General features: G+C 66.1%; 26 protein-coding genes, 1 pseudogene and 1 riboswitch. Of the genes and pseudogenes, 19 read left to right on the forward strand and 8 right to left on the reverse strand.

Annotation, left to right across the window (positions count from 1 at the left end; genetic code table 11):
* The coding region (locus tag C7K55_RS11685) for a sigma factor-like helix-turn-helix DNA-binding protein (protein ID WP_277621543.1) at nt 1-288 on the forward strand (288 nt) is incomplete at its 5' end.
* An 8-nt stretch (nt 289-296) separates the two neighbouring features.
* A pseudogene (gene mutT / locus C7K55_RS11690) lies at nt 297-710 on the forward strand (8-oxo-dGTP diphosphatase MutT); the annotation flags it as partial.
* A 50-nt stretch (nt 711-760) separates the two neighbouring features.
* On the opposite strand, the gene tsaE reads toward mutT, so the two are convergent.
* Complete coding sequence (tsaE, locus tag C7K55_RS11695; protein ID WP_315856783.1) at nt 761-1198, reverse strand: tRNA (adenosine(37)-N6)-threonylcarbamoyltransferase complex ATPase subunit type 1 TsaE; 438 nt, start codon at nt 1196-1198, stop codon at nt 761-763.
* A 136-nt stretch (nt 1199-1334) separates the two neighbouring features.
* Here tsaE and ahcY point away from each other — a divergent pair, with 136 nt between their 5' ends.
* Nucleotides 1335-2774 carry an adenosylhomocysteinase gene (gene ahcY / locus C7K55_RS11700; protein WP_106632912.1) on the forward strand — a complete coding sequence of 480 codons (1440 nt, stop codon included), beginning with the start codon at nt 1335-1337 and terminating at the stop codon, nt 2772-2774.
* Between the two features lie 10 nt (nt 2775-2784).
* Nucleotides 2785-3444 (forward strand): DedA family protein, encoded by a 660-nt coding sequence (locus C7K55_RS11705; protein ID WP_106632913.1) that lies wholly within the window; start codon nt 2785-2787, stop codon nt 3442-3444.
* A 12-nt stretch (nt 3445-3456) separates the two neighbouring features.
* On the opposite strand, the gene C7K55_RS11710 is transcribed toward C7K55_RS11705, so the two are convergent.
* Nucleotides 3457-3846 carry a single-stranded DNA-binding protein gene (locus C7K55_RS11710; protein WP_106632914.1) on the reverse strand — a complete coding sequence of 130 codons (390 nt, stop codon included), beginning with the start codon at nt 3844-3846 and terminating at the stop codon, nt 3457-3459.
* A 129-nt stretch (nt 3847-3975) separates the two neighbouring features.
* On the opposite strand from C7K55_RS11710, the gene C7K55_RS11715 reads away from it, so the two are divergent.
* From C7K55_RS11715 to C7K55_RS11745, 7 genes are read left to right on the forward strand one after another with little or no spacing between them, the layout of a single operon-like run.
* A complete protein-coding gene (locus C7K55_RS11715; protein ID WP_106632915.1) occupies nt 3976-5022 on the forward strand; it encodes a rod shape-determining protein in 1047 nt (348 codons plus the stop codon).
* Between the two features lie 5 nt (nt 5023-5027).
* Complete coding sequence (mreC, locus tag C7K55_RS11720; RefSeq protein ID WP_106632916.1) at nt 5028-5768, forward strand: rod shape-determining protein MreC; 741 nt, start codon at nt 5028-5030, stop codon at nt 5766-5768.
* Nucleotides 5765-6268: a rod shape-determining protein MreD gene (locus tag C7K55_RS11725; protein WP_106632917.1), complete on the forward strand. Its 504-nt coding sequence runs from the start codon at nt 5765-5767 to the stop codon at nt 6266-6268. The genes mreC and C7K55_RS11725 overlap by 4 nt, the downstream gene beginning before the upstream one ends.
* A 4-nt stretch (nt 6269-6272) precedes the next feature.
* The gene (locus C7K55_RS11730; RefSeq protein WP_106632918.1) at nt 6273-7628 is read left to right on the forward strand and encodes an ABC transporter substrate-binding protein; all 1356 of its coding nucleotides are present in this window, start codon (nt 6273-6275) and stop codon (nt 7626-7628) included.
* Between the two features lie 54 nt (nt 7629-7682).
* On the forward strand, nt 7683-8492 hold the full coding sequence (rpaB, locus tag C7K55_RS11735) for a response regulator transcription factor RpaB (RefSeq protein ID WP_396093328.1): 810 nt from the start codon (nt 7683-7685) through the stop codon (nt 8490-8492).
* A 39-nt stretch (nt 8493-8531) separates the two neighbouring features.
* Entirely contained in the window at nt 8532-10052 is a 1521-nt protein-coding gene (gene lysS / locus C7K55_RS11740) for a lysine--tRNA ligase (RefSeq protein WP_106632951.1), read from the forward strand.
* Nucleotides 10053-10095: 43 nt separating this feature from the next.
* Nucleotides 10096-10359, forward strand: coding sequence for a hypothetical protein (locus tag C7K55_RS11745; RefSeq protein WP_094559041.1), 264 nt, complete (start codon nt 10096-10098; stop codon nt 10357-10359).
* 48 nt (nt 10360-10407) lie between these two features.
* Here C7K55_RS11745 and C7K55_RS11750 read toward each other — a convergent pair whose 3' ends face one another.
* The 5 genes from C7K55_RS11750 to egtB form a co-directional block, all read right to left on the reverse strand.
* A complete protein-coding gene (locus C7K55_RS11750) occupies nt 10408-11232 on the reverse strand; it encodes a YdcF family protein (protein WP_106632919.1) in 825 nt (274 codons plus the stop codon).
* A 129-nt stretch (nt 11233-11361) separates the two neighbouring features.
* Nucleotides 11362-11832 (reverse strand): hercynine metabolism protein, encoded by a 471-nt coding sequence (locus C7K55_RS11755; protein WP_106632920.1) that lies wholly within the window; start codon nt 11830-11832, stop codon nt 11362-11364.
* A complete protein-coding gene (locus tag C7K55_RS11760) occupies nt 11829-12065 on the reverse strand; it encodes a hercynine metabolism small protein (RefSeq protein WP_106632921.1) in 237 nt (78 codons plus the stop codon). The genes C7K55_RS11755 and C7K55_RS11760 overlap by 4 nt, the downstream gene beginning before the upstream one ends.
* A gap of 17 nt (nt 12066-12082) precedes the next feature.
* A complete protein-coding gene (gene egtD / locus C7K55_RS11765) occupies nt 12083-13048 on the reverse strand; it encodes an L-histidine N(alpha)-methyltransferase (RefSeq protein WP_241518346.1) in 966 nt (321 codons plus the stop codon).
* Nucleotides 13038-14189, reverse strand: coding sequence for an ergothioneine biosynthesis protein EgtB (egtB, locus tag C7K55_RS11770; RefSeq protein ID WP_106632922.1), 1152 nt, complete (start codon nt 14187-14189; stop codon nt 13038-13040). Before egtB ends, egtD begins: the two co-directional genes overlap by 11 nt.
* Before the next feature lie 81 nt (nt 14190-14270).
* On the opposite strand from egtB, the gene C7K55_RS11775 reads away from it, so the two are divergent.
* Nucleotides 14271-15272 carry a cysteine synthase A gene (locus tag C7K55_RS11775; protein ID WP_106632923.1) on the forward strand — a complete coding sequence of 334 codons (1002 nt, stop codon included), beginning with the start codon at nt 14271-14273 and terminating at the stop codon, nt 15270-15272.
* On the forward strand, nt 15272-17275 hold the full coding sequence (locus tag C7K55_RS11780) for a serine/threonine protein kinase (RefSeq protein WP_106632924.1): 2004 nt from the start codon (nt 15272-15274) through the stop codon (nt 17273-17275). The genes C7K55_RS11775 and C7K55_RS11780 overlap by 1 nt, the downstream gene beginning before the upstream one ends.
* Nucleotides 17276-17382: 107 nt before the next feature.
* On the opposite strand, the gene smpB is transcribed toward C7K55_RS11780, so the two are convergent.
* Nucleotides 17383-17880 (reverse strand): SsrA-binding protein SmpB, encoded by a 498-nt coding sequence (gene smpB, locus C7K55_RS11785; RefSeq protein ID WP_106632925.1) that lies wholly within the window; start codon nt 17878-17880, stop codon nt 17383-17385.
* Nucleotides 17881-17942: 62 nt separating this feature from the next.
* Here smpB and ruvB point away from each other — a divergent pair, with 62 nt between their 5' ends.
* From ruvB to thiC, 6 genes are all read left to right on the forward strand, one after another.
* On the forward strand, nt 17943-19025 hold the full coding sequence (ruvB, locus tag C7K55_RS11790; protein WP_106632926.1) for a Holliday junction branch migration DNA helicase RuvB: 1083 nt from the start codon (nt 17943-17945) through the stop codon (nt 19023-19025).
* A 13-nt stretch (nt 19026-19038) separates the two neighbouring features.
* Nucleotides 19039-19797 (forward strand): tetratricopeptide repeat protein, encoded by a 759-nt coding sequence (locus C7K55_RS11795; RefSeq protein WP_106632927.1) that lies wholly within the window; start codon nt 19039-19041, stop codon nt 19795-19797.
* Nucleotides 19798-19811: 14 nt separating this feature from the next.
* Nucleotides 19812-21044: an amidohydrolase gene (locus C7K55_RS11800; protein WP_106632928.1), complete on the forward strand. Its 1233-nt coding sequence runs from the start codon at nt 19812-19814 to the stop codon at nt 21042-21044.
* Nucleotides 21041-21259: a DUF3188 domain-containing protein gene (locus C7K55_RS11805; RefSeq protein ID WP_241518347.1), complete on the forward strand. Its 219-nt coding sequence runs from the start codon at nt 21041-21043 to the stop codon at nt 21257-21259. The genes C7K55_RS11800 and C7K55_RS11805 overlap by 4 nt, the downstream gene beginning before the upstream one ends.
* Nucleotides 21256-21846, forward strand: a complete 591-nt coding sequence (locus tag C7K55_RS11810) for a HEAT repeat domain-containing protein (RefSeq protein WP_106632929.1) — start codon at nt 21256-21258, stop codon at nt 21844-21846. Before C7K55_RS11805 ends, C7K55_RS11810 begins: the two co-directional genes overlap by 4 nt.
* A gap of 5 nt (nt 21847-21851) precedes the next feature.
* Nucleotides 21852-21970: riboswitch (TPP riboswitch) on the forward strand.
* 42 nt (nt 21971-22012) lie between these two features.
* Nucleotides 22013-23407, forward strand: coding sequence for a phosphomethylpyrimidine synthase ThiC (gene thiC, locus C7K55_RS11815; protein ID WP_106632930.1), 1395 nt, complete (start codon nt 22013-22015; stop codon nt 23405-23407).
* The last annotated feature ends 6 nt before the right edge of the window (nt 23408-23413 follow it).

Below are 23413 nucleotides of genomic sequence, written 5' to 3' on the forward strand. Positions count from 1 at the left end.
CTGCTGGCAGGAGATGCGGAGCTGCCGGAGGAGCGGGTGGATGGAGAGTGCCTAAAGGGCGACCTGCGAGCGCTGCTGGAGCAACTGCCGGAGCTGCAGGGGCGGGTGCTGAAGATGCGCTACGGCATCCCCTGCGCTGACAACCCTGAGGGTGGCGAGCCGATGAGTCTCACCGGTATCGGCCGCATTCTGGGTATCAGCCGCGATCGGGTGCGCAACTTGGAGCGTGACGGACTCGCCGGCCTGCGCCGCATCAGCGATGCCGTAGAGGCTTATGTAGCCGGTTGAGCAGCGAGTTGCCGTTCCAGGTGATCGGCGTGGGGGTGGTGCGCAACGGCGCCGGTGAGGTGCTGATCGATCAGCGGCTCAATGAGGGTTTGCTGGGGGGGTTGTGGGAATTCCCCGGCGGCAAGCAGGAGCCGGGTGAGCTGATCGATGAAACGATCCGCCGTGAGCTGGCGGAGGAGTTGGCGATTGAGGTGGAGGTGGGCGAGGAGCTGATCGTGGTGGAGCACGCCTACAGCCATAAGAGGTTGTGCTTTGTGGTGCATCTCTGCACCTGGTTGAGCGGCGAGCCCCAGCCGCTGGCCTCCCAGCAGGTGCGCTGGGTGCGGCCTGAGCAGCTGGGCGAATATCCCTTCCCGGCGGCCAACGCCCAGATCATTGCTGCGCTGCTGGGGGCGGGCACTTCATTCGCGGCAGCTAGCTAAGCCAAGACTTAGCTAGCCAAATAAAACAGCAAGCTGCCCCGGCCGGTCGTTCAGCTCGGCGAACGCACCTCGATCAGGCGTCCAGCTTCTGGGTTGAAGGGGTCGCTCAAGCTGAGCTGGATTTGCCAGCAGCCGGCCGGTGCGCTGCTGAGTCGCTCGGGCCACTCCACTGCCAGCAGGGCGCCTAGGGCTCGGGCTTCCTCCTCCTCCTGGGCAAATAGTTCGTCGGCGGCGGCGGCCAGCTCCAGCCGGTAGAGATCGAGGTGCACCAGCCCGCCGCCCTTCGGCAGCGGGTAGTGCTGGGCGAGGGCGAAGGTGGGGCTGGTGATTGGTTCCTCAATGCCGAGGCCGGCGGCCAGGCCCTGCACCAGGCAGGTTTTGCCGGCCCCCAGGTCACCTGCCAACAGCAGGATGCTGCCAGCGGGTAGACGCAGCGCCAGTTGCCGCCCGAAGGCCTGGGTGGCGGCGGCATCACTCAGGGCTTGAATCACGGGGCTTGCATCACGAGAGTTGAGGTGCTCCTTGTAGATTGCCCTTTAAGCGAGCCCGAAGCCTCGGCGTCTCCGCAGATATTTCCAAACCACGCCCTCCCAGCCGGGAGCGAGCAGTACCCCAAGCAAAACCATGGTGGCTTCACCCGCCTCAACGGCTTCCGCGCCCGTGCTGCAAAGCACCAATACCTATGTAATTGCAGATCTCGGCCTGGCCGATTTTGGCCGCAAAGAGATTGCAATTGCCGAAACTGAGATGCCTGGCCTGATGGCCCTGCGCTCCAGGTTTGGCGCTGAGCAGCCCCTCAAGGGCGCCCGCATTGCAGGTTCCCTGCATATGACGATTCAGACTGCGGTTCTGATTGAAACTTTGGTGGCTCTCGGCGCCGAAGTGCGCTGGGCCAGCTGCAACATCTTCTCAACCCAGGATCACGCTGCCGCCGCGATTGCAGCGGCCAATGTGCCGGTGTTTGCCTACAAGGGCGAAACCCTTGATGAGTATTGGGCCTTCACTCACCGCATCCTTGAGTGGGGCGATGGTGGCACACCTAACATGATCCTCGACGACGGTGGCGATGCCACTGGACTCGTGGTGTTGGGTACTAAGGCTGAGAGCGATCCTTCAGTTCTAGATAACCCCTCCAACGAAGAGGAAACCGCCCTCTTCAACAGCATTCGCCAAAAGCTGGCCGCCCAGCCTGGCTTCTACTCCCGCATCTACGCCGAAATTCAGGGCGTTACCGAGGAGACCACCACAGGTGTGGCGCGCCTCTATCAAATGCAGAAGAGTGGCGAGCTGCCCTTCCCGGCGATCAACGTCAACGATTCGGTCACCAAGAGCAAGTTTGACAACCTTTATGGTTGCCGCGAATCCCTGGTGGACAGCATCAAGCGCGCCACTGATGTGATGGTGGCCGGTAAGGTTGCCCTGGTGCTTGGCTACGGCGATGTGGGTAAGGGCTCAGCTCAGTCGCTGCGCGGTCTTGGCGCCACGGTGATGATCGCCGAAGTTGATCCCATCTGCGCCCTGCAGGCCGCGATGGAGGGCTATCGCGTCGTGCGTCTTGACGATGTGGTGGGCGATGTGGACATCTTCGTGACTGCCACTGGCAACTTCAAGGTGATCCGCCACGAGCACCTGATTCAGATGAAGGATCAGGCGATCGTCTGCAACATCGGTCACTTCGACAATGAGATCGATGTGGTATCCCTAAAGCAGTACACCTGGGATAACATCAAGCCTCAGGTTGATCATATTGTGCTGCCCAGCGGCAACAAAATTATCCTGCTGGCTGAGGGCCGTTTGGTGAATTTGGGTTGCGCTACAGGCCATCCCAGTTTTGTGATGAGCGCCTCCTTCACCAACCAGGTGCTGGCTCAGATTGAGCTGTTCACCAAGGGCGACCAGTACGCCAAGCAGGTGTATGTGCTGCCTAAGCACCTCGATGAGATGGTGGCCCGCTTCCACCTCGACAAGATCGGCGCCAAGCTCACCCAGCTCTCCCAGGAGCAGGCTGATTACATCAACGTGCCGGTAGCCGGGCCCTACAAGCTCGATCACTACCGCTACTGAGACGAGCCCGATGGGGATTGGCGAACTGGTGCAACAGCTGCCTCAGCTGATTGGTGCGGCAGTGGAGGCCAATCCCTGGCTTGGCTATGGAGCGATCTTTGCGGCGATGTTCCTTGAGAACCTCTTCCCGCCGATCCCCTCCGAATTGATCATGCCCCTCGGGGGCTTTTATGTGCAGCAGGGCCAATTGGCCCTGCTGCCAGTGGTAGTGGCGGGGCTGCTCGGCACCGTGCTGGGGGCTTTGCCTTGGTATGGCATCGGCCGGCTGATCAACGAGCAGCGCCTGGAGCAATGGCTAGCGCGCCACGGCCGCTGGATTGGCATCAGCCCCAAGGAGCTCCACCGCAGCCGCGATTGGTTTGCCAAATACGGCACCGCTTTGGTGTTTTGGGGCCGGCTGGTGCCTGGCATCCGCACCTTGATATCGGTGCCCGCGGGCATCGAGATGATGCCCATAGCGCCTTTCCTGCTTTGGACCACGGCCGGCAGCCTTATCTGGACCCTGCTACTCACCTTGGCGGGCCTGGCACTGGGTGAGGGCTACGCAAATGTGGAGCTCTGGATAGAGCCGGTGGCCAAGGCTGTGAAGCTGGTGCTGGTGCTGGCCTTGGCCGCCGGCGCCGTCAGGCTGGGGCTGCGCATCTGGAAGAAGCGCCGCGATTCCCACTGAGCCAGACCCGGCTTAGAAGGGCACTTCCTCCTCGCTTGGAGAGCCACCACCGAAGCCTCCTCCCATGCCACCGCCACCTTCGGCGTCGCGCTTGGAGCCGAGCAATTCCAGCCGGTCTACCCGGATCACGGGCTTGGTGCGCTCCTCACCGCTGGCCCGGTCGGTCCAGCGGTCAAGCTTGAAGCTGCCGATGATGCCCACCAGGGCCCCTTTGCGGACATAGTCGGCGGCTACCTGAGCTTGTTTGCCCCAGATTTCGAGGTTGAACCAGTCGGGCTCGTCGTCACGGCTGCGGCGGTTGACGGCGAGGGTGAGGTTGGCGACCACACTGCCTGATTCGAAATAGCGGACTTCGGGGTCGCGGCCGGCCCGGCCGACAAGGGTGATGGAATTCACGCCCATGGTTGATGTCTCCTGTTGCTGATGGATCAATGATGCGGCACCCGGTTCGGCTGCCACCTTTCATCAGTTCCACCGTTAGAGCCGTCTGTAACACCCTCGTATGATTCGGCCCTTGCAGGCCGGGCGTCCGTGTTTTTTCGTCGTTTCCAGTTTTCGCGCGATATCGGTATTGACCTGGGCACCGCCAACACCCTCATCTTCGTGTCGGGCAAAGGCATCGTGCTCCAGGAGCCCTCTGTGGTGGCCATGGATCTGGAGCGGGGTGTGCCCTTGGCCGTGGGTGATGAGGCCAAGATGATGCTGGGCCGCACCCCCGGCAACATTCGCGCCGTGCGGCCCCTGCGTGACGGCGTGATCGCCGACTTCGACGCCGCCGAGCAGATGATCAAAACCTTCATTCGCAAGGCCAATGAAGGCCGCGGCATCGTGGCGCCCCGGTTGGTGATCGGCATCCCTAGTGGAGTTACAGGTGTGGAGCGCCGTGCTGTGCGGGAAGCCGGCCTGGCCGGCGCCCGTGAGGTGCACCTAATTGATGAGCCGGTGGCGGCCGCCATCGGCGCCGGTCTGCCCGTCACTGAGGCGGTGGGCACCATGATTGTTGATATCGGAGGCGGCACCACTGAAGTGGCCGTGCTCAGCCTGGGCGGCACCGTGCTGAGCGAGTCGGTGCGGGTGGCTGGCGACGAACTCAGTGACGCCATCGGCGTCTATCTCAAGAAGGTGCACAACCTGGTGGTGGGCGAGCGCACCGCTGAGGACATAAAGATCCGCATCGGCTCCGCCTTCCCTGACGATGCCCACGACAACACCTCCATGGATGTGCGCGGCCTGCACCTGCTCTCCGGTCTGCCCCGCACTATCAACGTCCGCGCCGGCGATATTCGCGAGGCCATGGCCGAACCCCTCAATGTGATCGTGGAAGCCGTTAAGCGCACATTGGAGCGCACCCCGCCTGAGCTGGCCGCCGACATCGTCGATCGTGGCATCATGCTGGCCGGTGGTGGTGCCCAAGTGCGCGGCATAACCGACCTGATCAGCCACGAGACCGGCATCCTTACCCATGTGGCAGAAGACCCGCTGCTGTGCGTGGTGAACGGCTGCGGCATGGTGCTTGAGGACTACAAGCGGCTGCAGCGCGTGCTCGACACCCCTGACTTCGTGCGTCAGACCGCCTGATCCCGATGCAGGCCGGCCGCAGGCTTCGCCTTCCCGCCCTGGGCGCTGTAGTTCAGGCCTGGCCCTGGGCCTTGCTGGTGCTGGCCCTGCTAGCCGTGCGGCTCAGTAAAGGAGTGGGTTTTACCGATGCTTACGCCCTGTTGAGCCGGCCTTTCTGGCCCGGTAGTGCCCAGGGTGAGTGGGTGCGTAGCGGCCAGGCTCTCAACGATCAAACCCGCTTGCGCCAGCTGGATGCCGACAACCGACGGCTGCGCAGTTTGCTGCAGCTGCAGGGTCAGGGGGGCCGCGAATTGGCGGCAGCGGTGATCTCGCGCCAGACAGGGGGCTGGTGGCAGCAGCTCGTGATTGGCCGCGGCGAGTTGCAGGGCCTACGGCCTGGCATGGCGGTGACGGCGCCGGGGGGGCTGATTGGCAGGATTGCCGGCGTTACTCCCACTACTGCCAGCGTCACCCTGCTCACCGATCCCGGCAGCCGGGTTGGCGTCTGGGTGGGACGGGTTCGGCGCCATGGTTTGCTCACGGGCATTGGCACCAGCCGCCCCTTGCTGCGCTTTCTGGAGAAGGATCCAGGAGTGCGCCCGGGGGATGTGGTCGTTACCTCGCCCGCCAGCACCCTGGTGCCTCCCAACCTCACGGTGGGTGTGATCCAGTCGGTCGACGACCGGGCCGTACCGGCCACCGAGGCCGTGGTGCAGCTGAGTGCTCCGCTTGAGGCGGTCGACTGGGTGCAGGTGCGGTTGCCATGAGTCGGCTGGCCCGCCACGGTTGGTGTGTGGCTACGGCCTTAGTAGTGCCCTGGCTGGTGCTTGCTGCGCCCGGGCCCCTGAAGCTGGCGGGCATTCCCCCGGCTTGGTCCGTGCTTTGGCTGCTGCCCTGGGCCCTAGCCGACGGACCCCTCTCCGGCGCCCTGGCCGGGGCCGGGCTGGGACTGTTGCTTGATGCTTTGCACCCCGGGTCGATTACGCAGATCCCTGCCCTGGCCCTGCTGGGCTGGTGGTGGGGTCGGCTGGGCCGCCAGGGGCCGCCGATCGAGCGCAGCTTCAGTCTTGGCCTGCTGGCCCTGTTGGGTGCGGCCCTGCTTGGCGGCAGCCTGATTTTGCAGAGCCGGTTGCTGGGCCCCTGGCCCCTGGAGCCCGCATTGCACACCTGGCTTGCCCAAACCCTGCTCACGGCCCTGCTGGCACCGCTGCTTTGCTCCCTGCAGTTGTTGCTCTGGCGCCAGCAGATCCAGGGCGGGCGAGGCTGAGTAGATGGCATTGATCCAGACCCGGCGGCGTTTCCTTGAGCTTCTTGGCGGCGGCTCCGCTGCTGCCCTGCTGGCAGCGGGCCTGGGCAGTTGTGGCAGGACTGGTCCGGGGACTGATTCCGCGGCGACCCAGGTGCTGAATTTCTGGACCCTGGACCTGGCCCCCAAGTTCAACGACTATTTGCGGGATCTGATCGCAGCCTGGGAGGGCCAGAACCCCGGGTTGCAGGTGCGCTGGACCGACGTGCCTTGGAGCTCGGTAGAGCGCAAGTTGCTGGCGGCTGTGTTTGCCCGCACCGCCCCGGACCTGGTGAATCTCAACCCCCCTTTCGCGGCCAACCTGGCCAGCAAGGGGGGGCTGCTTGATCTAAGTGAGGTGCTGCCGGCGGGGGCTGCTGATGCCTATTTGCCAGCGATCTGGGAGGCAGGTCGCCAGGGGCAGGGGGGCCAGCAATTTGCCATTCCTTGGTATTTGACCGCGCGGATCACCATGGCCAACCGCCGGCTGCTTGAGCGGGCCGGCTATAGCGCCCCCCCGGCTTCCTGGGACCAGGTGCCGGCCTATGCCGAGGCCGTGCGCCGCCGCACGGGCCGCTATGCGTTGTTTGTCACCGTGGTGCCCGATGACTCCGCCGAGCTGCTCGAGACCCTGGTGCAGATGGGGGTGAAGTTGCTGGATGGGGAGCAACGGGCGGCCTTCGATAGCCCCGCGGGGCGGCGGGCCTTTGCCTTCTGGAGTGATCTCTACCGTCGCGGTCTGCTGCCGCGGGAGGTGGTGAGCCAGGGCTACCGGAGAGCCATCGAGCTCTACCAATCGGGCGACCTGGCCCAGGTGGCCACGGGCCCCGACTTTCTGCGCAACCTGCAGACCAATGCTCCCGGCATTGCAGCGGTCACGGAGCCCTTTGCGCCGCTCACGGGTGCCAGCGCTGAGGCCAACGTGGCGGTGATGAATCTGGTGGTGCCCAAGCAGAGCGCCTTGGCGGCCGAGGCGGCCCGCTTCGCCCTATTTCTCACCAATGGCCCCAACCAGTTGGCCTTCGCCGAGCAGGCGCGGGTGCTGCCCTCCAACCGGCAAGCCCTGCAGCAGCTTGAGGCCAGCCTGGCGACTGCTCCTGCTACTGCTCTTGGGGCTGGGGCTGGGGCGCAAGAGGCCTTGGTGCAGCGGGCCCGGTTGCTGTCGGCCCAGACCCTTCGCCAGGCCAGGGTGCTGGTGCCGGCGAGCCCGGGGGTGAAACGACTGCAGGCGATTGTGTACACCCAGCTGCAGCGAGCCATGCTCGGCCAGGTGGCCAGTGATGCGGCCCTGACTGCTGCGGCTGACGAGTGGAACCGCTACTCCCGAGCCCGTTGGGGGTGACCCCAGGGGGCATCGAGCGGTATGGTTACGATTCTTCATCCAGGCGCACCGCCCATGCCTTCGGAGGACAGGCCCATTTCAGACGCCTTCTCCGATTCCCTGGGGCCTGCCCCGGTCGAGCCCAAAGCCACCGTGATGGTGGTTGATGACGAAGCCGCCGTGCGCCGGGTGCTGGTGATGCGCTTGCAGCTGGCTGGCTACAGGGTGATCTGCGCTGAAGACGGCGAGGAAGCCCTCAGCCTGTTTCACCAAGAGCAGCCCGATCTCGTCGTGCTCGATGTGATGCTGCCCAAGCTGGACGGCTTTGCGGTTTGCCGCCGGCTGCGGGCTGAATCCTGCGTGCCGATCATTTTCCTTTCGGCCCTTGATGCGATCGCCGAGCGGGTGTCGGGCCTAGACCTCGGCGCCGACGACTACCTGCCCAAGCCCTTCAGCCCCAAGGAGCTCGAAGCCCGGATCGCCACAATTTTGCGACGGGTTGGCCGCGGTTCAGCTTCTGCCGAGCCTCGCGAGGTGCCCAGCGGCAGCGGTGTGCTGCGGGTGGGGGACTTGGTGGTGGATACCAACCGCCGCCAGGTGACCCGCGACAGCGAGCGCATCGGGCTTACCTACACCGAATTCAGCCTGCTGGAGCTGCTGTTCCGGGAACCCGGTCGGGTGGTGCCCCGGGCCGAAATCCTTGAGCAGCTTTGGGGCTATCCCCCCCGCCGCGCAGCCGACTTGCGGGTGGTGGACGTGTACGTAGCTCGCCTGCGCGGCAAACTCGAGCCCGACCCCCGCAATCCAGAGCTGATCCTCACGGTGCGCGGCACTGGCTACGCCTCCCAGCGGATGGCTGAAGCCAGCCTGGCTGCAAACGGCTAGCGCTACTGCAGGATGGGCCGATTCAGCCCCCTGTCTGCCTTGTCGGATCTGCGCGAGACCCGTCTGGAGAAAGCCGCCGCCCTAGCTGCCCTCGGCCAGGGTCCTTACGCCCTGCGCTTTGAGCCCAGCCACCGCACGGCGGCTTTGCAGCAGGACCATGCCGACCTGGCCAACGGTGAGGAGCGGCAACTGGAAGTGGCCGTGGCAGGCCGGGTGATGACTCGCCGCGTGATGGGCAAGCTCGCCTTCTTCACCCTGGCTGATGAAACCGGTCCGATTCAGCTGTTTATTGAGAAGGCCACCCTTGAGGCGTCCATGCCGGAGGATCCCGAGGCTTTCGCCCACCTCACCTCCTTGGTGGATGCTGGCGACCTGATCGGCGTGCAGGGCAGCTTGCGCCGCACCGATCGTGGTGAGCTTTCGGTGAAGGTGAAGGGCTGGACCATGCTCACCAAATCGCTCCAGCCCCTGCCCGATAAGTGGCACGGCCTGGCGGATGTGGAGAAGCGCTACCGCCAGCGCTACCTGGATCTGATCGTGTCGCCCCAGACCCGCGAAACCTTCAGGCGCCGGGCCGTGGCTGTGAGTGCCATGCGTCGTTGGCTCGATGAGCGCGAGTTTCTGGAGATCGAAACGCCGGTGCTGCAGAGCGTGCCCGGTGGTGCTGATGCCCGCCCGTTTGAGACGCACCACAACGCCCTCGATCTGCCCCTCACCCTGCGCATTGCCACCGAGCTGCACCTCAAGCGGCTGGTGGTGGGCGGCTTCGAGCGGGTCTACGAGCTGGGGCGCATCTTTCGCAACGAAGGGATCAGCACCCGCCACAATCCCGAGTTCACCTCGGTGGAGATCTACCAGGCTTATGCCGACTACACCGACATGATGGCGCTCACTGAGCAGCTGATTGCCCACGTGTGCCAACAGGTGTGCGGCACCACCCAGATCAGCTATCAGGGCACCGACATCGACCTGGCGCCCCCTTGGCGGCGGGCCACCATGCACGAGTTGGTGCAAGCCGCCACCGGCCTTGATTTCAATTCTTTTGCTAGCCGAGAGGCAGCGGCTGCAGCCATGGGAGCGCAGGGGCTGGAGGTGCCAGCCCTGGCCGATTCCGTCGGCCGGTTGTTGGTGGAGGCCTTCGAGCAGCGGGTCGAGGCTGAGCTGATCCAGCCCACTTTCGTGGTCGATTACCCGGTGGAGAACTCACCCCTGGCCCGGGCCCATCGCAGCAAGCCCGGCATGGTGGAGCGGTTTGAGCTGTTCATCGTGGGCCGTGAAACCGCCAACGCCTTCAGCGAGTTGATTGATCCGGTGGACCAGCGCCAGCGGCTTGAGGCCCAGCAGGAGCGCCGTGCTGCCGGCGACGACGAGGCCCAAGGCGTTGACGAGGACTTCATCCAAGCCCTGGAGGTGGGTATGCCCCCCACGGGCGGCCTGGGAATTGGCATTGATCGGCTGGTGATGCTGCTCACCGACAGCCCCTCGATCCGTGATGTGATCGCCTTCCCCCTCTTACGTCCGGAGGCCCGTCAGGAGGTTGGGCCTGGCGCAATGGGATAATCCCTCTAGTAGGCAATCTCCCCCATCCGGGGTCAGCGATTCCATGAGTGGCGAGCGCGTTGGTTTTCGCTTCAAACACGCGGATGCTGTGGTGAAGCGCAACCCCCAGGGTCGTTCGCGCCGGGGCTGGGTGATGGAGCCGGTGGAGCAGACCACCAGCCGCGGCACCAAGATGCCCGCCTACCGAATTCGTTGGCGGGATAGTGAACGTCCCGAGATCGTGCTGCAGCACATGCTGATCGCCGATCCCGACCCCACTCCGCCACCCGATGGTGTCAGCCTGGTGCCCCCGGCGCCCAAGGCTTGAACGCCAAAAGGCTTGAAGGTCAACAGGCTGGACCACAAGCCAGCTCGATTAACTCCAGCCCCGTAGCCGATAGATCGCCAGCCCCAAGTGCTCCTTCAGGGCCAAGGTGCTCAGGTAGAGCGCTTCGGCGTCGGGCAACAAACTCTTGAGCGTGTTGCCCAAGGTGGGTTTGCCGTAGTGGGCACGATCCGGCAGTTGGTAGTCGCAGGCGACCGGCACCACCGTCAGGCCGCTGCGCCGTTGGAAGGTGGCCAGTGAGCGGGGCATGTGAAAGGCACTGGTGATCAGCAGAACCCGGGTCCAGCCCCGCCGCCGGCCCAGGGCGCCGATGTCGCGAGCCTCCTCGGCGGTGGTGCGGGAGCCGGGGTTGATCAGGATCCGATCGGCTGGCAGCCCCAGCTCCTCGGCCAGATCCCTGGCCCAGAGCGCTTCAGGTGGGGCGGGATCATGGCCAGTGAAGCTCACCCGTCCGCCGCTGGTCACCAGCAGGGGGGGGGCCCGGCGCACCAGTTGCACGCCGCGCAGGAGCCGGTCGCCCCCTTCCGCCACTTCGACACCCTGCCGGGGTGGCAGGGCCGGCCGCAAGCCGCCGCCCAGCACCACCACCGCGTCGGCCCGGGGCAGCTGCCGCGGGGTGAGCGCCGCCGCCCGATCCTCCAGGCCCCAGATCAGCTGGCGGCTGCTGAGCGGCATGGCACACAGCCAGATCAGTCCCACCCCCGTGCCACTTAGCCAGAGGCTGGCCTGACGCCGCCGGCGACTGCCTTGCTCCCTGCCTTTGGACGCCGCGGCCAGGCCCAGGAGTTGCAGCAGCAGCCCTAAACCCAGCGGGTAGAGCAGCAACGGCAGCAGTTTGGACAACAGAAAACCCATGGCGGCAGGTGGTTGGGCTGGGCGTCAGCGGCTGTGATTGTGGGCTCTCCAGGATTCTGTACAGCCTGTACGGAATACAGCAGGGCTCGGGCTTGGAACGCGTCGACCGGCGTAGCTCTGCCTTTGTTCTCAGCCCTGGTGCCGTCGCAACGCCTCCAGGGCTTGTTCGGCCTCGAAACTGGCCCAGTCCTGCTCCAGGCTGGAGGCCTTTGATGGGCGGGGACGGCTCTCCAGTTCGCGCAGATCGCGCTCCACGGCAGCGAAGCTCACCCCCAGTTCCCCGAGGCGTTGCCAGCGCAGCCGGCCCTGTTCCATCAGGCCCAGTTGGTGGGCTTCAGCTCGCTCGGCCAGGGCTGTGGCGCCGGCGGCGCGGGCCTTGGCAAGCCGTTCCTGCCAGCAGCGGATTTCAGCGGCCAATTGCAGCAGGGCCTGGCGCTCCTGTTCCGCCTGCCTTTGCAACTGGCGCCGCTGCCCCGCCAGTCGGGCCTGGCGATCCCGCGCTTCCTGCTCGCCAAGCAGGGCTTCCTGGCTGGGGTTGGCGGCGAGAAAGGCCGCAAGTTGCTGATCCAGCTGCGCCTCCAGCTCGTCGAGCCAGCTCACGGGGCGGGCTGCCCGGCGGGCGTGGTGATCAACGGCGCCTCGATCTCCTGCTCAAGCGGTGTGATCGCCGCTTCGCGGGAGCGCAGCAGCAGCTGGGTGAGTCGGGCGATTGCCCCCTCGCCCAGGTCCTGGCTGCCGATGCGATCAAAGGCGCCCCGATACAGCTCCTCCAGTTCGGCGATCAGACCCTCGCGCACCTGGCGCATGGCGGCCCGCTGCTCCTCACGACCCATGGTTCTCCTGCCTGATTTCAGGATTCTGCCGTCACCAGCAGGTGCAGCGAAAGGTCGTCGGCCGGATCGCTCCAACGGCCAGCGCCCCGCCAGCCGGCGCGGGCGGCGAGGGCGAGGAAGGCCACCGGGTCGTATTTGACGCTGTACTCGGTGATCAGCGGCTCGCCCACCGCAAAGCTCCAGGCCTCCCCCGCCAGCTGCACGGTTTGCGCTTCGCGGCTCACCAGGGCCATGGCGATGCGGCTGTGCTCGGCTTGCCAGCGGGCGGAGTAGGCGAAGGCGTCGGGGTTGAAGCTGCCCGCCAGGTCGCGGTTGAGCCGTATCAGCAGGTTGCGGGCAAAGGCCGCCGACACGCCGGCGGCATCGTTGTAGGCGGCCTCCAACCGTGCCACGGCTTTGGGCTGGTCGATGCCGATCAGTAGCCTGGCGCCGGGGCCTAGCAGTTGGCCCAGCTGCAGCAGCAGCGCCTCCGCTTCCTCGGGGCTGAAGTTGCCGATTGAGCTGCCGGGATAGAAACCCAGGCGCCGCTGGCCGCTGAGTAAGGGGTGCTCGGGCAGCTGCCGCAGGGCGCTGTAGTCGCAGCAGATGCCGAGCACGGGCACTGCCGGGTGGCGCGCCTGCAGGGCCACGCAGCTCTGCTGAAGATGATCGGCGCTGATGTCGAGGGCTACATAGGCCGGTGGCTGCAGCGCCTCGAGCAGGGGCCCCACTTTGCGGGCATTGCCGGCGCCAAATTCCACTAGCACCCCTTCCCCCAGGGCCGCCGCCAGCTCAGGCTCCCGCGCTTCCAGCAGGGCAGTTTCGGTGCGGGTGAGCCCGTATTCCGGCTGCTCGCAGATCGCCTCAAACAGCCGTGAGCCTTCGGCGTCGTACAGCAGCCAGGCCGGCAGCTGACGCGGTTGCTGGGCCATGCCCTCGCGCACCAGCCGCCGCATGTCGGCCGGTTCGGGGTGGAGGTCGATCAGTTGCATGTCAGCCGCCATCCCGGGCTAGGCGTAGGCCAGCGGCTAGCCAGCGGCTCGCCGGTGGGTAGAAGTTGCGGTATGTGAGCCGTTCGTGGTCAGGCGGGGTGAGGAAGCAGCTGCCGCGCAGCACCATCTGGGAACTCATAAACTTGCCGTTGTATTCCCCCACCGCCCCGGCCGCCGGGGCGAAGCCCGGATAGGGCCTGTAGGGGCTGGCGCTCCACTGCCAGAGCACCCCGAAGGCCTGGTCAAGTTGGGGTGCCAGCAGCTCCCATTCGGCTTCGCCCGGCAGCCGGGCACCCGCCCAGCGGGCGTAGGCATCGGCTTCAAACCAGCTCAGGTGCCGCACCGGCAACTCGGGGCGCCGCGGCTGACGCCCCGCCAGTGAAAACTCGTCGCCGTCGCGCCAGTAGCGCGGCCCCCGCCAGCCCCGGGCCTGCACCACCGCCCAGCCCTCGCTCATCCACAGCTCCGGCCTCTTGTAGCCGCCATCGGCAATGAAGGCTGCAAATTCGCCGTTGCTCACCAAACGGGAGCTAAGCGCAAAGGGTTCGAGCCACTGGCGGTGCCTGGGCGCCTCGTTGTCGAAATGAAAGCTGCCACCTGGATGGCCGATCTCCACCAGCCCCCCCTCGTGCTGCAGCCAGGTGGGCTCTTGGGTAACGCTCGCCTGATAGGCAGCCTCCGGCTCTGGGCCATATTCCGGCTCGAGCGGGTTGCGGCTGAAGCCATCCAGCAGGTCCATCAGCAGCAGCTCCTGGTGCTGCTGCTCGTGCTGCAGCCCCAGTTCCACCAGTTCCAGCCGGGGATCGCCCGGCTCCAGCTGCTCCAGCAGGCTGAGCAGGGCCCGATCCAGCCGCTGCCGCCAGGCCAGCACCTCGGCCAGGGCCGGCCGGCTGAGCAGGCCCCGCTGGGGCCGGGGGTGGCGGGCTCCTACTGAGTCGTAATAGCTGTTGAAAAGAAAGCCCCAGGCCTCTGGCGACACGGGGCTGCGCAGCACAAACTGCTCAAAAAACCAGGTGGTGTGGCCCAGGTGCCACTTGGGCGGGCTGGCATCGGCCATGCCCTGCAGGCAGACGTCTTCGGGCTGCAGGGGAGCCACAAGCTCGAGGCTGCGTTGGCGCACCTGCGCGTAGCGCACCTTCAGCTCCTGCCCCATGCCGCTGCCGCCAATCTGGGGCTAATTCAGGCCCGACCTTAGGGACCTTGCCTACGATCCCGCCACGCATCGCACGCGGATATGGCCGGCATCACTTCAGGGTTCGTGGGCGCCGTTGGCAACACGCCCCTGATCCGGCTCAATGCTCTGAGCGAGCAAACGGGCTGCGAGATCCTCGGCAAGGCCGAGTTCATGAATCCTGGGGGGTCGGTGAAGGATCGCGCCGCCCTGGGCATCCTGCTGGAGGCGGAGGAGCAGGGGCTGCTGCAGCCTGGAGGCACGGTGGTGGAGGGCACGGCCGGCAATACCGGCATCGGCCTCACTCACCTCTGCAACGCCCGCGGCTACAAGGCGTTGATCGTCATTCCCGACACCCAGTCGGCCGAGAAGATCGGCCTGCTGCGCAGCCTCGGCGCCGAGGTGCGCACGGTGCCGGCGGTGCCTTACCGCGACCCCAACAACTACGTGCGGCTTTCGGGCCGTATCGCTGCCGAAACGCCAGGGGCAGTGTGGGCCAACCAGTTCGACAACCTGGCTAACCGCCGCGCCCATTTCAACTCCACCGGCCCGGAGATCTGGCAGCAAACCGATGGGGCGGTGGATGCCTGGGTGGCGGCCACTGGCACCGGCGGCACCTATGCCGGGGTTGCCCTGTACTTGAAGCAGCAGAACCCAGCCGTGCGCTGCGTGCTGGCCGACCCCCACGGCAGTGCCCTACACAGCTGGGCCAGCCGGGGTGAGCTGGTCAGTGAGGGAAGTTCGATTACCGAGGGGATTGGCAACAGCCGCGTTACCGCCAACCTGGAGGGTGCTCCCATCGATGATGCCGTGCGCATCGACGACCAGACCGCGCTCGAGACGATCTATCAGCTGCTGTGGCAGGAGGGCCTGTTTATGGGCGGCTCGGTGGGCATCAATGTGGCCGCGGCGGTGGCAACGGCCCGGCGGCTTGGTCCTGGTCACACGATCGTGACCGTGTTGTGCGATAGCGGCGATCGCTACCGATCTCGGCTCTATGAAGCCGCTTGGCTGGCGGGCAAGGGGTTACACCAACCCCTGCGGCCCTCGCTGGAGGTGGGCTGATGACGGTGCAGGTGGGTCAGTTGATCGGCGAGCGCTATCGGCTCGAGCAACGCCTCAGCTCCGCCCCGCCGGCAGAGGCTCCCCAGGGGGAACTCTGGCGCGCTAGCGATCAGCTAGCCGCCGATGCGCCGATGGCCTTGCGGCTGCTGGGCCCAGCTATCGATCCCGCTCGGGCGCGCCAGCTCTGGGGCCAGCTGCAGGGGCTGCTCCATCCCCAGGTGCCCCGGCTCGGGGCGGCCATCCAGGCTCAGGAGGGTTTGTGGCTGGTGCGCGAATGGCAGGCAGGCCGTACCTACCAACTGTTGCTGCAGGCCCGTGCCGAGCGCCAGTTGGTCTTCGGTGCCGGCGAGGTGCTGCTGCTGCTGCGCCAGCTGCTGCCGGTGCTGGCCGTGTTGCACAGCCAGGAGCTGGTGCACGGCGATCTCAGCCCCGCCAACCTGTTGCGCCGCGACAGCGACGGGCTGCCGGTGTTGCTCGATTTCGGCCTGGTGGCAGGCACGGCCGTCGCCACCCCGGGCTACGCCCCACCCGAGCGGGTTCGGGCCGCCCAGCCCGAGCCCTCCCCCCCCGAGCCCTGGATGGACCTCCACGCCCTTGGGGTGGTGGCCCTGGTGCTGCTCAGCGGCGAGGAGCCCGCCCGACTACTGGATCCGGTCACCATGGACTGGCGCTGGCCGGCGGCCCTCACGGCTGAACCGGCCTTGCAGGCCCAAATCAAGCGCCTGCTGGAGCGCCAGCCCGGCGAGCGCTTCGCTTCCGCCTCCCAGGCCCTGGCCGCCTTTCAGGCCATACCCATGCCAGAGAGCACCGGTCCGGTGCCCCGCGCCGACCGCACCGTCGCCCTGGTGCCCCCACCACCTCCTGCACCTGCACCTGCCGCACCTGAAGCTCCTGCTGAACCCGCACTTGAGCTGTCTCAGCCGGTTCAGATGCCCCCACCGCCTGCGGCCGCGTTGCGTAGCCGCTTGGAGGAGCGCGAGGAGGTCGCTGAAGGCGGCGTCTGGCCGGTGGTTATTGCCTTGGTGCTGTCGGCGGTCGTGGGCACTGCCCTGGGCTGGTGGTGGCTGAGCCGCGGTCGCTTGACCATGCCCGTTCCCGATGCGGCCCTGCAGTTGCCCAACAGCCTGCCGCCGGCGGAGGTGGATCAGCGCCAGCAGCTGCTTAACCGGCTGCGGGCCATGCAGGTGGATCGGGGCTGGTTCTTGAAGTTGGTGGATGCCAGCCTGCTGGCCCAGTTTCCAGAGCGGGGCGGCCGCCTGCCCAGCGATTCCCTCGACGACTCCCCTCTGCGCAAGGTCTGGAATGAGCTTGCAGAGGAGTGGCTGGCTCGGGTGGAGCAGCTACCCCTCGAGATTCGGCGCCGCTTGGGTTCCTACACAAACGGTGACTGGGAGAGGCGTCAGCAGGCCCTGGTTGGCCAGGGACTCAGCTCGGCGGTGTTGCGCCAGTTGGTGTCGGGCAGTGCCCAGAGCCTGCTGCCCGGCCGCTCCGGCGCTGACATCCCTGCCGAGCCTTTTCGCCAGCTGTGGTTTGCCGCGGCGGAGCAGGGCCTGGCCAACGTGCAGATCGAGGCGATTCAGGCCCAAGCCCAGGCAACCCAGGTGATTTCAGCCCAGGTCGAAGCTGGTGGAGCTCGGCTGTTCCCGGTGCGGTTGCCGCCGGGCTATCGCCTGGTGCTGGGCGTGAACGGCTCGCCCTTGATGCAGATGAGTGTGTTTAGTGCCGATGGTGAGCTGCTGGAAGCCAAGGGGCCCCTGCGGGTGGTCAGTTTGGGGGTGCAGAAGAACTCCCCAGTGCAGCTGCTGGTGACTAATGAGGGCGTGGCTCCGGCCCTGATCACCCTGTCGTTGCGGGCAGATCCGCCCCCTGTCGAGACGCCGCCGGTGGCCGTCCCCGAACCCTCACCGCAGGCGCCGGCGGCCCAGCCAGAGCCTCCCCAGGCTCCGGCCGTGCCCGTGCCTCCCGCCGATCCCCTGCCGCCCGTGCCACCGCAAGTGAACTGACTCCAGCCTGGGGGGGTGAGGTGTTGGGCGTCTCCCGGGTTATGTACAAGTTGTACGGAATCCGGGAGGCATATGGGGGGGTAACTCGGGCGCTCTGGCTCCCCAATTCAGAGCCGGGCGATTGCGGCCTTGGCGTCCTTGATGTCCTGCTTGCGCCGCTCCTCGTGACGCTTGTCGTGCAGCTTGCGGCCCTTGGCCAAGCCGATTGTCAGCTTGATCCAGGAGCCCTTGAGGTGCAGGTTCAGGGGGATCAGGGTGAGGCCTTTTTGATCTAGGGCAATCCGCAATTTGTCAATTTCGCGGCGGTGGGCCAGTAATTTGCGCACCCGCAGCGGCTCGTGGTTGAAATACGCGCTGGCATGGCTGTGGGGCGAAATGTGCACGTTGTGCAGCTGCAGTTCTCCCTTGCGAATCAGGCAGAAGCCATCGCGCAGGTTTGATTGCCCGGCCCGGATCGACTTCACCTCCGTGCCAAACAGTTCTAGGCCGCACTCCACGGTTTCCAGAATTTCGTATTGATGCCGGGCAAAGCGGTTGTCGGCCAGCAGCTTGTTGGCGGCATCGCGCTGGGCCTTAGCGCTCTTCTTGCCCCCGCCCTTGGCCATCGCTGCTCCGCAACCGTCCCCTTGATCTCCCGACCCTAGGGAGCCCCCGGTACCCTCGCTGCATGGCCATCGTCTCCTCGGGATCCTCGGCGCCCCGCGGCCGCCCCAGCCGCGACGAGCTACCAGCACGCCTTGTTGATCCCGCTCCCGTGCTTGAGGAGCTCCCGGCTGCAGCCAGTGGCCTGCCCCGGGAGGACAGTCTCCGTCCCAAGCGCCTTGCCGATTACATCGGCCAGAGCGAGCTCAAGCAGGTGCTGGCAATTGCGGTGGAGGCCACCCGCGCCCGCCAAGAGGCCCTCGACCACGTGCTGCTCTACGGCCCACCGGGCCTGGGTAAAACCACCATGGCTTTGGTGCTGGCTGAGGAGTTGGGCGTGCGCTGCCGCATCACCAGCGCCCCGGCTCTAGAGCGCCCTCGCGACATCGTTGGCCTGCTGGTCAACCTGCAGCCCCATGAGCTGCTGTTCATCGACGAGATTCATCGGCTCAACCGGGTGGCTGAGGAAATTCTTTATCCAGCGATGGAGGATTACCGCCTCGATCTCACCGTGGGTAAGGGCACGACGGCCCGCACCCGCAGCCTGGATCTGCCCCCTTTCACGCTTGTTGGCGCCACCACCCGGGCGGGATCGCTGAGTTCACCGCTGCGGGATCGCTTCGGCCTGATTCAGCGGCTTGAGTTTTACGGACTCGATGAGCTTCAGCAAATTGTGGAGCGGGCGGCTGGCCTGCTCCAGATCAAGCTGGAGGGTGGGGCGGCCCTGGAAGTTGCCCGCCGCTGTCGGGGCACCCCCCGCATTGCCAATCGCCTGCTGCGTCGGGTGCGCGATGTGGCGTCGGTGCGGGGCCATGGCCGCATCGGCGCCCCCCTGGTTGCGGAGGCCCTAAGCCTGCATCGCGTTGACGACCGCGGCCTCGATGCCAGTGACCGGCGTTTGCTCACCTTGATGCTCGAGGGCTACGGCGGCGGCCCCGTGGGCCTCGATACCCTGGCTGCCGGGCTCGGTGAAGATTCCGCCACCCTCGAAGCGGTGGTGGAGCCCTACCTGTTGCAGCTGGGTTTTCTGCAGCGCACCCCCCGGGGCCGGCTGGTTACTCCGGCGGGCCGCAACCACCTGGGCTGGCCGGCTAAGGCGGCCGCATGACCAGCAGCAAACAATGATTCCTACGTTGTTTTCCTTGTTGCTGGGCCTGCAACTGCTGCTGCCCCAGCTGTTTGATCAGGCCCTCAGCGCCAGCCGGCAGGGGCGCTTTGATGAGGCTCTACCCCTCTGGAACCAGGTGCTGGAGGTGGCCCCGGACGATGCGGCGGCCTGGAGCAATCGCGGCAATGTGCAGCTCGCCCTGGGCGATCCCCGCGCCGCCATCGCTGACCAGACCAAGGCGATGCAGCTCGACGGCGAGAGCCCCGATCCCCACCTCAATCGCGGCACAGCCGAGGAGGCTTTGGGCCAGTGGGCTGCCGCCGAAGCCGACTACCGCTGGATCTTGGAGCGCGCTCCGAGCGACGAGGGTGAACCGCGCGCCTCAGCCCTTTACAACCTCGGCAACGTGCAGGGCTCCCTGGGCGACTGGCAGGAAGCGCGCCGTTGCTTTGAAGCCGCTTCCCTGGCTAGGCCAGGCTTTGCCATGGCCCGCTCCAGCTCCGCCCTGGCGGCCTTCCAGCTGAGTGATCGCGCCGAGGCCGAGCGGCAGCTGCGCAACCTGATCCGCCGCTATCCCCTGTTTGCCGATGCTCGAGCTGGTCTCACGGCGCTGCTCTGGCAGAAGGGGGCTCGTGGTGAGGCTGAAAGCAACTGGGCCGCGGCCTCTGGCCTCGATCCCCGCTACCGGCAGCGAGAATGGTTGCTTGCGACGCGGCGTTGGCCCCCCGAGCCGGTGGAAGCTTTGGCGCAATTCCTCGCTTTGGCCCCCTGAACGATGGCCCTCGAATGACGGCAACACCCTGCAGCTTGAATTGGCAGGCCCTGGGGCTTGAGCAAACCCTGGCCGAGGTGCTGCCGGAGCTGATCCAGTTGCGGCGTCATTTCCATCGCCATCCCGAGCTCAGTGGCCATGAGCAGCAGACGGCTGCCCTGGTGGCAGGTGAGCTGCGGCGCTGGGGTTGGCAGGTGCGCGAGGGTGTCGGCCGCACCGGCGTGCTGGCGGAGCTGGGGCCAGAGCAGGGGCCTGATGGCTTGCCCGCCCCCCTGGTGGCCCTGCGGGTGGATATGGATGCCCTGCCTGTGGAGGAGCGCACCGGCCTCGACTACGCCTCCACCCAGCAGGGCCTGATGCATGCCTGCGGCCACGATCTGCACACCGCCGTGGGGCTGGGGGTGGCCTACCTGCTGGCGGAGCTTGCCGAGCGCCACCCCGAGCTGCTCACGGCCAGGGTGCGGCTTTTGTTTCAGCCCGCTGAGGAAACGGCCCAGGGGGCGGCTTGGATGAAGGCCGATGGCGCCATGGACGGCGTGGCAGCCCTGTTTGGTGTGCACGTGTTTCCCAGCCTGGCGGCGGGCACGATCGGCGTGCGCAGCGGCAGCCTTACGGCGGCGGCCGGTGAGCTGGAGGTGGAGGTGCTGGGGGAGGGCGGCCACGGCGCCCGGCCCCACCAGAGCACTGACGCCATTTGGATTGCGGCGCGGGTGGTGAGTGGTCTGCAGGAGGCGATCAGCCGCCGCCTTGATGCCCTGCATCCGGTGGTGGTGAGTTTCGGGCGGATCGAGGGCGGTAAGGCCTTCAACGTGATCGCCGACCATGTGCGCCTGCTGGGCACGGTGCGCTGTCTCGACACCGACGTGCACGCCCAGCTGCCAGGCTGGATCGAAGACACGGTGCAGGCCCTCTGCCGCGGCCATGGCGGCGAGGCCCGGGTGCGTTATCGGCTGATTTCACCGCCTGTGCACAATGACCCTGCCCTCACCGAGCTGGTGGCGGAAGCTGGGGTTGAGCTGCTCGGTCGCCAGCAGGTGCAGTGGCTCGAGCAGCCGTCATTAGGAGCAGAGGATTTCGCCGAACTGCTCGATGGCACCCGCGGCACCATGTTTCGGTTGGGGGTGGCGGGGCCTCAGGGCTGCACGCCTCTGCATAGCAACAGCTTCGCTCCCGACGAAGCGTCCCTGCCGGTGGGCATTGGCGTGCTCACCTTGAGCCTGCTGCGTTGGATGGAGCGGCGCCCGTGAGGCAAAGGCCCTGGCTGCGGGGGTTGCTGGCCCTCTCCTCGCCCCTGTTGATCCTGCTGGCGCTGCTGGTGCTGCTGCAGCGTCGCGGCGTCGATCGGATTCCAGCCCTGCCGGCCCTACTGATCGGCACGGGCTTGCTTGTTACCAGTGCGGTGGGGCGGCGGCGGCGACGGCGCGAGCTGCTGGCGGCCCTACGCCACGATGGGGATGTATGACCAATCCCTCCCCCGATCTTGCGGCCCTGCGTGAGGCCATCCTTTGCGGAGACCCCAGTCGGGCCATGCCCGCCCTGGTGGGTTTGCGGGAGGTGCCGGTGGAGCAGGCCGTGCCCTTACTGCTGCTCGGGCTGGAGCAGAGCATGTTCATGGTGCGTTCGCTCAGCTGCGCCGGCCTTGGGGTGAAGCAAAACGAGGCCGGCTGGCAGGCGCTGGTGGTTGCGATGCAGGGCGATGAGGACGCCAATGTGCGAGCGGAAGCGGCTAACTCCCTGGTGAGCCACAGCCTTGAGCGGGCCTGGCCCCTGCTGCGTGATGGGTTTGCAGCCGATCAGCAGTGGCTGGTGCGCTGCAGCATCCTTTCGGCTCTTGCTGAGCAGCCGGCCATTGATCCGGCCTGGTTGCTGGAGCTGGCGTCGATGGCGATCACAGACGCTGATGGCACGGTGCGGGTGGGCGGCGCCGAGATCCTGGCCCGCTTGGTGCGGGAACAGGGCGCTGCCGAGGCCCGGGTCCTGTTGCAGCAGCTTCAGGCCGACCCAGACCACCGGGTGGTGGCCGCGGCGCTCAATGGTCTGCAGAGCTAGGTTGGATGGGTCACTAGGGGTGCCCCGCTGCCGGCCTTAATCAGTTGTGCAGCTTCGGGCTGAGATCACACCCTCCGAACCTGATCCGGGTAATGCCGGCGCAGGGAAGTGGAATTGGATTGTGAAACCACTCTCAGGCTGCGCCCCGCCCTATCTGCAGCCTCAAATGCGTAGCGCCTGGATCGAGAAGCGTCGCGGCACCGCGAACTATTCCCAGATGTATTACGCCCGCCAGGGCGTAGTGACTGAAGAGATGGCCTATGTGGCCAAGCGCGAAAACCTGCCCGAGTCGTTGGTGATGGAGGAGGTGGCTCGGGGCCGCATGATCATCCCGGCCAACATCAACCACCCCAATTTGGAGCCGATGGCGATCGGGATCGCCAGCCGCTGCAAGGTGAACGCCAATATCGGCGCCTCCCCCAATGCTTCCGATCTCGATGAGGAGGTGGCCAAGCTGCGCCTAGCGGTGAAATACGGCGCCGACACGGTGATGGATCTCTCCACCGGCGGCGTCAACCTCGATGAGGTGCGCACGGCGATCATCAATGCCTCGCCGGTGCCGATCGGCACGGTGCCCGTTTACCAGGCGCTCGAAAGCGTGCATGGCTCCATCGAGAAGCTCGACGCCGACGACTTCCTGCACATCATTGAGAAGCACTGCCAGCAGGGCGTTGACTACCAAACGATTCATGCCGGCCTGCTGATTGAGCACCTGCCGCTAGTGAAGGGTCGCCTCACCGGCATTGTGAGCCGCGGTGGCGGGATCTTGGCCCAGTGGATGCTTTATCACCACAAACAGAACCCCCTATTTACCCATTTCGATGACATCATCGAGATCTTTAAGCGCTACGACTGCAGCTTCTCCCTTGGGGACTCCCTACGTCCGGGTTGCCAGCACGACGCCTCCGACGCCGCCCAGCTGGCTGAGCTCAAAACCCTCGGCCAGCTCACCCGCCGCGCCTGGGAGCACGACATCCAGGTGATGGTGGAGGGTCCGGGCCATGTGCCGATGGATCAGATCGAATTCAACGTCAAAAAGCAGATGGAGGAGTGCAGTGAGGCGCCCTTTTATGTGCTCGGCCCCCTGGTCACCGACATCGCCCCCGGCTACGACCACATCACCAGCGCCATTGGCGCGGCGATGGCCGGTTGGTACGGCACGGCCATGCTCTGCTACGTGACCCCGAAGGAGCACCTGGGCTTGCCCAATGCCGAAGATGTGCGTGAGGGCCTGATTGCTTACAAGATCGCTGCCCACGCCGCCGACATCGCTCGCCACCGCCCCGGCGCCCGCGACCGCGACGACGAACTCAGCCGCGCCCGCTACGCCTTCGATTGGAATAAGCAGTTTGATCTCTCGCTTGATCCAGAGCGGGCTCGCGAGTATCACGACGAAACCCTGCCTGCCGACATCTACAAGCAGGCCGAGTTCTGCTCGATGTGCGGCCCCAAGCACTGCCCGATGCAAACCAAGATCACCGATGAGGATCTAGCTGGGCTGGAGCAGGTGCTGGCGGAGCAGAAAGCAGGAGTTGAGGCTGGGGCTGCGGTAGTGGTGTGAAATCAC

This window comes from Cyanobium usitatum str. Tous (assembly GCF_003011885.1).
Lineage (GTDB): Bacteria > Cyanobacteriota > Cyanobacteriia > PCC-6307 > Cyanobiaceae > Cyanobium_A > Cyanobium_A usitatum.

Coding starts and splice junctions, on each gene's coding strand:
- ahcY (WP_106632912.1), top strand. CDS start 1,335: ATGGTGGCTTCACCCGCCTCAACGGCTTCCGCGCCCGTGCTGCAAAGC.
- C7K55_RS11705 (WP_106632913.1), top strand. CDS start 2,785: ATGGGGATTGGCGAACTGGTGCAACAGCTGCCTCAGCTGATTGGTGCG.
- C7K55_RS11710 (WP_106632914.1), bottom strand. CDS start 3,846: ATGGGCGTGAATTCCATCACCCTTGTCGGCCGGGCCGGCCGCGACCCC.
- mreC (WP_106632916.1), top strand. CDS start 5,028: ATGCAGGCCGGCCGCAGGCTTCGCCTTCCCGCCCTGGGCGCTGTAGTT.
- C7K55_RS11725 (WP_106632917.1), top strand. CDS start 5,765: ATGAGTCGGCTGGCCCGCCACGGTTGGTGTGTGGCTACGGCCTTAGTA.
- C7K55_RS11730 (WP_106632918.1), top strand. CDS start 6,273: ATGGCATTGATCCAGACCCGGCGGCGTTTCCTTGAGCTTCTTGGCGGC.
- rpaB (WP_396093328.1), top strand. CDS start 7,683: ATGCCTTCGGAGGACAGGCCCATTTCAGACGCCTTCTCCGATTCCCTG.
- C7K55_RS11745 (WP_094559041.1), top strand. CDS start 10,096: ATGAGTGGCGAGCGCGTTGGTTTTCGCTTCAAACACGCGGATGCTGTG.
- C7K55_RS11750 (WP_106632919.1), bottom strand. CDS start 11,232: ATGGGTTTTCTGTTGTCCAAACTGCTGCCGTTGCTGCTCTACCCGCTG.
- C7K55_RS11760 (WP_106632921.1), bottom strand. CDS start 12,065: ATGGGTCGTGAGGAGCAGCGGGCCGCCATGCGCCAGGTGCGCGAGGGT.
- egtD (WP_241518346.1), bottom strand. CDS start 13,048: ATGGCGGCTGACATGCAACTGATCGACCTCCACCCCGAACCGGCCGAC.
- egtB (WP_106632922.1), bottom strand. CDS start 14,189: ATGGGGCAGGAGCTGAAGGTGCGCTACGCGCAGGTGCGCCAACGCAGC.
- C7K55_RS11775 (WP_106632923.1), top strand. CDS start 14,271: ATGGCCGGCATCACTTCAGGGTTCGTGGGCGCCGTTGGCAACACGCCC.
- C7K55_RS11780 (WP_106632924.1), top strand. CDS start 15,272: ATGACGGTGCAGGTGGGTCAGTTGATCGGCGAGCGCTATCGGCTCGAG.
- smpB (WP_106632925.1), bottom strand. CDS start 17,880: ATGGCCAAGGGCGGGGGCAAGAAGAGCGCTAAGGCCCAGCGCGATGCC.
- ruvB (WP_106632926.1), top strand. CDS start 17,943: ATGGCCATCGTCTCCTCGGGATCCTCGGCGCCCCGCGGCCGCCCCAGC.
- C7K55_RS11795 (WP_106632927.1), top strand. CDS start 19,039: ATGATTCCTACGTTGTTTTCCTTGTTGCTGGGCCTGCAACTGCTGCTG.
- C7K55_RS11800 (WP_106632928.1), top strand. CDS start 19,812: ATGACGGCAACACCCTGCAGCTTGAATTGGCAGGCCCTGGGGCTTGAG.
- C7K55_RS11810 (WP_106632929.1), top strand. CDS start 21,256: ATGACCAATCCCTCCCCCGATCTTGCGGCCCTGCGTGAGGCCATCCTT.
- thiC (WP_106632930.1), top strand. CDS start 22,013: ATGCGTAGCGCCTGGATCGAGAAGCGTCGCGGCACCGCGAACTATTCC.